7 protein-coding genes and 1 pseudogene are annotated in these 6,480 nt (G+C 60.5%); 2 read left to right on the forward strand and 6 right to left on the reverse strand.

Annotated features, from left to right (window positions below):
* Nucleotides 1-16: 16 nt before the first annotated feature.
* The gene (locus WB785_RS13580; protein ID WP_424079861.1) at nt 17-547 is read right to left on the reverse strand and encodes a TetR/AcrR family transcriptional regulator; all 531 of its coding nucleotides are present in this window, start codon (nt 545-547) and stop codon (nt 17-19) included.
* Here WB785_RS13580 and WB785_RS13585 point away from each other — a divergent pair.
* Nucleotides 514-690: pseudogene (locus WB785_RS13585) on the forward strand (phytanoyl-CoA dioxygenase family protein); the annotation flags it as partial. The gene WB785_RS13580 and the pseudogene WB785_RS13585 sit on opposite strands and share 34 nt — an antisense overlap.
* A 313-nt stretch (nt 691-1,003) precedes the next feature.
* Here the strand turns inward: WB785_RS13585 and WB785_RS13590 are convergent.
* The 4 genes from WB785_RS13590 to WB785_RS13605 form a co-directional block, all read right to left on the reverse strand.
* Entirely contained in the window at nt 1,004-1,414 is a 411-nt protein-coding gene (locus WB785_RS13590) for a cupin domain-containing protein (RefSeq protein ID WP_424079862.1), read from the reverse strand.
* A 79-nt stretch (nt 1,415-1,493) separates the two neighbouring features.
* On the reverse strand, nt 1,494-2,252 hold the full coding sequence (locus tag WB785_RS13595; protein ID WP_424079863.1) for an SDR family oxidoreductase: 759 nt from the start codon (nt 2,250-2,252) through the stop codon (nt 1,494-1,496).
* Nucleotides 2,253-2,376: 124 nt separating this feature from the next.
* Nucleotides 2,377-2,907 carry a cupin domain-containing protein gene (locus WB785_RS13600; protein ID WP_424079864.1) on the reverse strand — a complete coding sequence of 177 codons (531 nt, stop codon included), beginning with the start codon at nt 2,905-2,907 and terminating at the stop codon, nt 2,377-2,379.
* Between the two features lie 57 nt (nt 2,908-2,964).
* Nucleotides 2,965-3,735 (reverse strand): SDR family NAD(P)-dependent oxidoreductase, encoded by a 771-nt coding sequence (locus tag WB785_RS13605; RefSeq protein WP_424079865.1) that lies wholly within the window; start codon nt 3,733-3,735, stop codon nt 2,965-2,967.
* A gap of 402 nt (nt 3,736-4,137) precedes the next feature.
* Here WB785_RS13605 and WB785_RS13610 point away from each other — a divergent pair, with 402 nt between their 5' ends.
* On the forward strand, nt 4,138-4,356 hold the full coding sequence (locus WB785_RS13610) for a ferric uptake regulation protein (protein ID WP_424079866.1): 219 nt from the start codon (nt 4,138-4,140) through the stop codon (nt 4,354-4,356).
* A gap of 70 nt (nt 4,357-4,426) precedes the next feature.
* On the opposite strand, the gene WB785_RS13615 is transcribed toward WB785_RS13610, so the two are convergent.
* The coding region (locus WB785_RS13615) for an RND family transporter (RefSeq protein WP_424079867.1) at nt 4,427-6,480 on the reverse strand (2,054 nt) is incomplete at its 5' end.

Raw genomic sequence — 6,480 nt, forward strand, 5'->3', positions numbered from 1 at the left:
GTATTGCGCCACCGGCTCAAGTGAGGCCGAGTGCGCCGGCGGTCAGGCGCCAGAGCCGATCGGTGGCCTGATCGGGGTTGAAGGGTGGATCGATGCGGAGTTGTTGGGCGATTCCATGGCGAAGTCCACCGATCACGAAGGCGCCAGCGCTGTCGGCGTCGATGTCGGCCGGGAGTTGGCCCGCAGCTTGGCCGCGGCGAATGTCGTCGGCGGCGTCGTCGCTCATGTTCTGGATGTAGACCACTTCGAGTTCGGTGAGCTGCGGGTCTAGAGCTGTGCGATTAAGCAAGACCGGGGCCAGCGGGTCGGCAAAGTGGTAAGCGACGAATCGGCGGGTGCGTTCGCGTTCTCGGGTGGCCCAGTCTGCGTCGGCGGGAAGGTGGGTATCGGCGATGGCGTGGCCGAGTCCTTCGTAGAAGGCATCGTAAATCGCAGCCAGCAGACCGCTTTTGGAACCGAAATGGTGGTAGAGCGCACCCGTGCTCAATCGGGTGCGGCGGGTGAGCGCGCTAATACTGCGAACCGTGGCTACGCCCCCAAGAGGCATTCACCCTGTCGATTACCCGTGACACGGTGCGCACCGTGTCGGAGGACATTCGTCGGATGCTCGGCTACAGCATCCATCCGCCCTTCATCGGCCAAGTCGACGGCATGCACCCAAGCGGTTGCTCGAACCCGATGCCCAGCCCCTCTGAACGCAGCACCCGTCGTCGCCTGAACACGTTGCACAAGAAGAGTTTTCGAAGTAGTCAAACATCTCAATGCCAATGACATGCATCCGATCTCAAGTGGACCTAACACGACTCGAATGGCTTGAGCACCAACAGTTTCGAGTAAGGATGATCAATCATTACGTTAGTGGCGCTACGGGGACTCGAGCCTCTTGCTTGACCAGGCAAAATGCAGTACGAGATGCGGTTTTGTTGCGTCTCGTTACGGTTCAGTCCCGCTCGTTACCTGCCGTTTCATTTTCGGCTGTTGACGGCGTCAAGGGCGGCGAGAGTCAACTGGTGACGCGCAGTCCCTTTCGTTCCTCAAGCTCCTCTTCGGTAACCCGTTCGAGCATCGGTTGTCCAGGCACGCAAAACAGTGTGAGGACGAAGCTACAAGGAATGTCAGTGCGGTTGTTAGCGTCCTGATAGTGGATCACGTCGCCGCCGGGTCCCCAGAACGCGTCTCCAGCGCGGAGGACGCGGGGCGCTTCACCCTCGAGCTCGAATAACATCTCACCGTCAATCATGTAACCGAATCCGGGACCGCCAGGAAGGCGATGTGGCGGGTAACCAGGGGCGCCCGGTGGATGGTTGATGAGAACAGTCAACACATGGGCATCGTCAGGGATCAACGGTGACCGTACTTCCTGCATCACCTTTATCGTTGATTTCGATTCAGAGTCTGTCGTATCCTGCGACATTTGTTGTCCCCCTTTAGGTTGCGAAACAGACCCACAGCCGGGCCCCTTCGACGTTGAACGCCTAGTAGGGCGACGACGCCTAAATGCGGCTGCTAGAGTGCGCGTCGATCCAGTCGGAGTATCGAGTAGTGAAGATGGTGGCGTTCTCGTCGGGTGCGAGGGTGTGATCGTCGATCACCGCACCGAAGTAGGGCGCCTGGGCGTCAGTCACAACCCGACGTTGGTCACGATTGGCGGCAAGGGCCGTGCGGACAAAGTCGTCCATCCCCATTGCTTCGGGTCCGGCGATCTCCGTCACTCCGTTGATAGGGCGCCCGACAGCCACGTGGGCCACGGCGGTGGCGACATCGTCGGCGGCGATAGGACGGAACAACGCGGGTGGCAATCTGACGATGTCTCCGTCTGTCGCGGAATCGGCCAAGCCAACCGCGAATTCGTAGAACGGAGTTGCTCGCACGATCGAATAAGGCCGGCCCGAATCCTTGATCAGATTTTCCTGAGCTGCTTTCGCAGTGTTGTAGCCGCTATCCGGCATGATCTGAGCGCCCACTACGGACAACGCGACATGGTGGTTGACTCCCGCTTCCTGTTCAGCAGCGAGAAGATTCGTGGTCGTGGTCGTGAAGAACTGCATCACAGGTTCATCGTCGAACACTGGTGAATCGGCGACGTCGACCAGGACATCCGCATCGGCGAGGGCGTTGGCGAGACCTTCACCGGTGAATGAATCGACACCTGATCGGCGTGAGGCAATGATCACGTCGTGTCCCTGCGCGCTGAGCTTGGACGCTACTTTCGAGCCGATAAGCCCACGGCCGCCAATAACTACGATCTTCATTCTGAACCTTTCAGAGTTGCGTTTGACTGGTCACTTCGTCTCATCCAGCCACATCCACGGCGGTTAGCTTGCTTCCCGCCGACATCGCTTGCACATACAGGGATTTCGAACCAGCGGTTCATTATCAAATGGGTTCACCGGGGTACTTCAGGTCGAAACGTTGGCATAGCTCCGGGACGCTGTCGACATCCATCTCCAGTTCATACCGCGCACAGAGTTCATCTAGGGCCTTTGTCGATATCTTGTCCACACCGCCGAGGTCAGAAAGCTCGTCGAAGAACTGTTCAAATCCTGCGGGGGAAATAATCTCAAGGATGCGGGCGGGCTCATCGCCGGCGTTCCAGAATGTATGCCATTGGCCTCGTGGCTTGAAAATGAAGTCGCTAGGTCCGCCGTAGAGCACCTCATCGCCAAGCAACGCGCCTACGCGTCCCTCGATGATCCAGCTGTACTCATCTTCGTTGTGGTGGCGATGAAGTGGTGCGGCTAGCGCTCGGGGAGACATCGGATGCTCGAGGACGGAGAAACGTCCTTGCGCCTCAACCCAATCGACGATGTGGCGGACACCGACCGTCCCATTGAACACGGACTTGCCTTCGGTGCGCCCGACAGACTTAGCTCGCGGGCCACCTGGCCTAAAGATGTCGTTTGTCACTGCAATGTCTCCTTCTGCAGCTTTCTTTCATTTTCAAAGGCCAGGATTTCCATCGGGTTAGTTGCGGCCGGCCATGATGCCGCCGTCGACGTTGAGAATCGCGCCGGTGACCCAACTGGCCTCATCAGACAGCAGATAGGTGACGGCGTTGGCGACGTCGGCGGGGGTGCCGACTCGTCCCAGGGGATGAAGCGGCGCGAAAGTATCGAGCGTGGCGTCGATCTCGTCCTTGGGGACCCACCGCTCGAGAGCGGGGGTTTTCACGGCGGCCGGTGCTACCGCGTTGACGCGGATCTTGTGCCCGGCAAGCTCGATAGCCAGGTTATGGGTGAGCGCGTGCAGGCCGGCCTTTTGCATCGAGTGCCCAGAAGATGGGGTTACACCGAGCGCCTGATGCGCCCACATGCTGCCGATGTTGACGATGGAGCCGCCCTCCCCGCGGGCGATCATGCCCGCAACGACGGTCTGCGTCAGAAAGAACAGGGCATAGTTGAGCTCCATGTACGAGTCGTAGTCCTGCGCCTCGTATTCGAGAAACGCCTTCGGGATAAAGAATCCGGCCGCGTTTACCAGCAGTGTCGCGTCACTGTGATGCTCGGAAAGCACGCGCTGCGCATCCGCGATTGCAGCGCGATCCGTCAGCTCGGCGGCGATGCCCCAGGCTCCGCCACGCCGGCTCGTCAGCTGAGCGACGGTGTCGTCAACACGCGCTTTCGAGCGTCCGACGATCACCGCGCTGCCGCCGTGATCGACGACATCGATCGCGACCTGCCGCCCGATGCCGGCACTGCCGCCGACAACAATGACTTTCTTAGCCTCAAAATGCATATTCGGGGTCCCTTCCTGGTTCTCCTGACGGCTCCGACTGGTCGTGTGGTTCGGTGTTCGCTGCCCCCAGCTGGGACGTCCCGCAAACGGGGTGACAATCCCGCTCGGACCTGGTCGTACTGAGACTGCAGCCAGGCGGGGTGAGCTGTCATCACCCCAACCACCGATTCACCCGGGTGAGTACTGCGCCGCCGTGAACCAAAGCGTGGATGGATAAGGCTGTGTTGCGAGCCTCCGCTGTCTGCGCGGTCCGGTCTGCCGTCCTGCGGTGACGACGACCTAATTGGTTGGGGCAAATGAAGTTACTTGAATTGCACGCCATCTGTTTTGCGAAACGTAGATTGTGCGTCGTCGATCTGAAAACAGCGCCGATTTACGGCCATGCCGCGTACCCTGGCCAGTATGGTCAAGACCAAGACCTGCGTACATTGTGGCCACACGTTCGATCCGAACGACCTACCGCGCGACCTGTCCGATCCGGACTGGCTTCCGGCCGCATCCGCCTTTTGTTCGCATGAATGCAGTGACCGGTTCCATTGCGAAATGGTGCATTGCTGCTCGACTCACGTGAAAGAGAAGGCTCGGCGCGAAGCCGCCATGGCGGCGCAACGCGAAACGTAGACCGATCGCACACCCGACCTGTTATCGGTGCGACACAAACGGTCGTCGGCGGCGCGTGCTGTGCCGGGTGCTACGGCTGAGGATCCGCCGGGAGCGCCTGCCGCGGCTGGTACAACAGTGCACGAACCAGCGGGCGCGGCCCGACGGACCGAAGCATCTGGCTGGCCGGCCGGACCCGTACCCGCTTCGGCCACCAGAACCAGCGTCCCATCACCGTCATGATCGAGGGCGTGATGAGCGATCGGACGACAAAGGTGTCGAACAGCAGGCCGATGCCGATCGTCGTGCCGAATTGGCCGATCGCCCGGAGATCGCTGGTGATCATCGTGCCCATGGTGGCGGCGAACACCACCCCGGCAGCAGTCACCACCGGGCCTGTAACACCCATGCCGCGGATGAGTCCCGTTTTCAGGCCGGCTCCGATCTCTTCCTCGATCCGAGACACCAGCATCAGGTTGTAATCGGACCCCACTGCCAGGAGCACGATCAACGCGAATTCGGTTGCCACCCAGTGCAACTGGAAATTACCAAGGTGCTGCCAGATCAGTGTCGAGAACCCGAAGGCGGCCCCCAGCGACATCACGATCGTGCCGACGATGACGCCCGCAGCGACCAAAGCGCGGGTGACGATCACCATGATGATGAAGATGAGCACGATCGAGGCCACCCCGGCGATCATCAGGTCGTACTTGGCGCCGTTGGCGATGTCGTAAAACGTGGCTGCCGTACCGCCGAGGTAGATGTCGGCGTTCTCCAGCGAGGTGAGTTTCAGCGCCTCCTTGGCGGCTTGGCGCTCCTGATCGACGGACGAGATGCCCTTCGTCGTCGCCGGATCCACTGCGTGAGTGATGATGAAGCGAGCGGCTTTGCCATCCGGCGACACCATCAAGCTCAACCCCAGCTGGAAGTCGGGGTTCTGGAAGATCTCGGGTGGCAGGTAGAACAGGCTCTCCACCTGAGAGTCGTTGAAGGACTTGCCCATTACGGCGTTGGTGTCGGTCAGCCGGTCGAATTGATCGATCAAGCTGTCGAACGAACTGTAGATGGTGAGCGTCGTATCCCGGATCGCCTTCGAGACGGCGATGTTCTCGGGAATAATCGCCAGCAATTCGCGCGTAGCCTTAGCGGTGTTGGTGAGGTCGCTGGTGAGGGCGTGGAACTTTTCGGCCAGCTGATCGAACCCGTCGAGAGAGTCGAACAGGCTTCGCAGCGAGAAGCAAATCGGGATGTCGAAGCAGTGCTTCTCCCAATAGAAGTAACTGCGAATTGGTCTCCAGAAATCGTCGAAATCCGCGATATGGTCCCGGATCTCGTCCGTGATGGCCGCCGTCTCCGCCGTGGTTTTCGAGCTATCGTCCGCGGCGTTCGCGAGCTTTTGGGTCACCGTGTACTGGCGCTCCAACAGGGCGATCTGAGTGTCAAGGAAACCGGTGATCTTCTTGATGTCGCCGACACGGTCCTTCAGGTAATTCAGGTTGCTGCGGATCGGCGCGCTTTGCACACTCAGCTGGAAGGGGATGGACCCGTCCTGAATTGGCGGGCCGAGCGGCCTGGTGATGCTCTGCACCCGTTCGATGCCGGGCACCCGAAAGACGGCTCCGGCAACCTTGTCCAGGACCAGCATGTCTCTGGGATTGCGCAGATCGTGGTCGGATTCGATCATCAGCAGGTCCGGGTTCAAACGGGCCTGGGTGAAGTGTTGATCGGCCGCGGTGTACGCCTTCACTGACGAAGCGCTCTGCGGCAGGTAGTACAGGTCGTTGTAGCGGGGATTGAAGCCCATCAAGCCGATGGCGCCGACGATCGCCAGGATGACGGAGGTGGCGAGGATGGGCGCCGGCCACCGCACGATGGCCGTCGCCAGACGGCGCCAGCGGGTGTAGTTGAACTCTCGCTTCGGGTCGAACAGGCCGAAGCGGCTTGCGAACGCGATCAACGCTGGCGTGAGCGTGACCCCGGCGGCCACCACCACCAGCAGACCCACCGCGCACGGAAAGGCCAGCGAACTGAAGTACGGCAGCCGGGTGAATTTCAGACAGGCCAGCGCCCCAACAATCGTCAGACCCGAACCCAGCACCACCTTGCTGACACCGGCGAAGGTGTCGTAGTAGGCGGCTTCGCGGT

The sequence above is a fragment of the Mycobacterium sp. genome (assembly GCF_049585075.1).
GTDB lineage: Bacteria > Actinomycetota > Actinomycetes > Mycobacteriales > Mycobacteriaceae > Mycobacterium.

Bases quoted from the DNA above. Each gene is read 5' to 3' on its own strand.
- WB785_RS13580 (WP_424079861.1), bottom strand. From the start codon at position 547: ATGCCTCTTGGGGGCGTAGCCACGGTTCGCAGTATTAGCGCGCTCACC.
- WB785_RS13590 (WP_424079862.1), bottom strand. From the start codon at position 1,414: ATGTCGCAGGATACGACAGACTCTGAATCGAAATCAACGATAAAGGTG.
- WB785_RS13595 (WP_424079863.1), bottom strand. From the start codon at position 2,252: ATGAAGATCGTAGTTATTGGCGGCCGTGGGCTTATCGGCTCGAAAGTA.
- WB785_RS13605 (WP_424079865.1), bottom strand. From the start codon at position 3,735: ATGCATTTTGAGGCTAAGAAAGTCATTGTTGTCGGCGGCAGTGCCGGC.
- WB785_RS13610 (WP_424079866.1), top strand. From the start codon at position 4,138: ATGGTCAAGACCAAGACCTGCGTACATTGTGGCCACACGTTCGATCCG.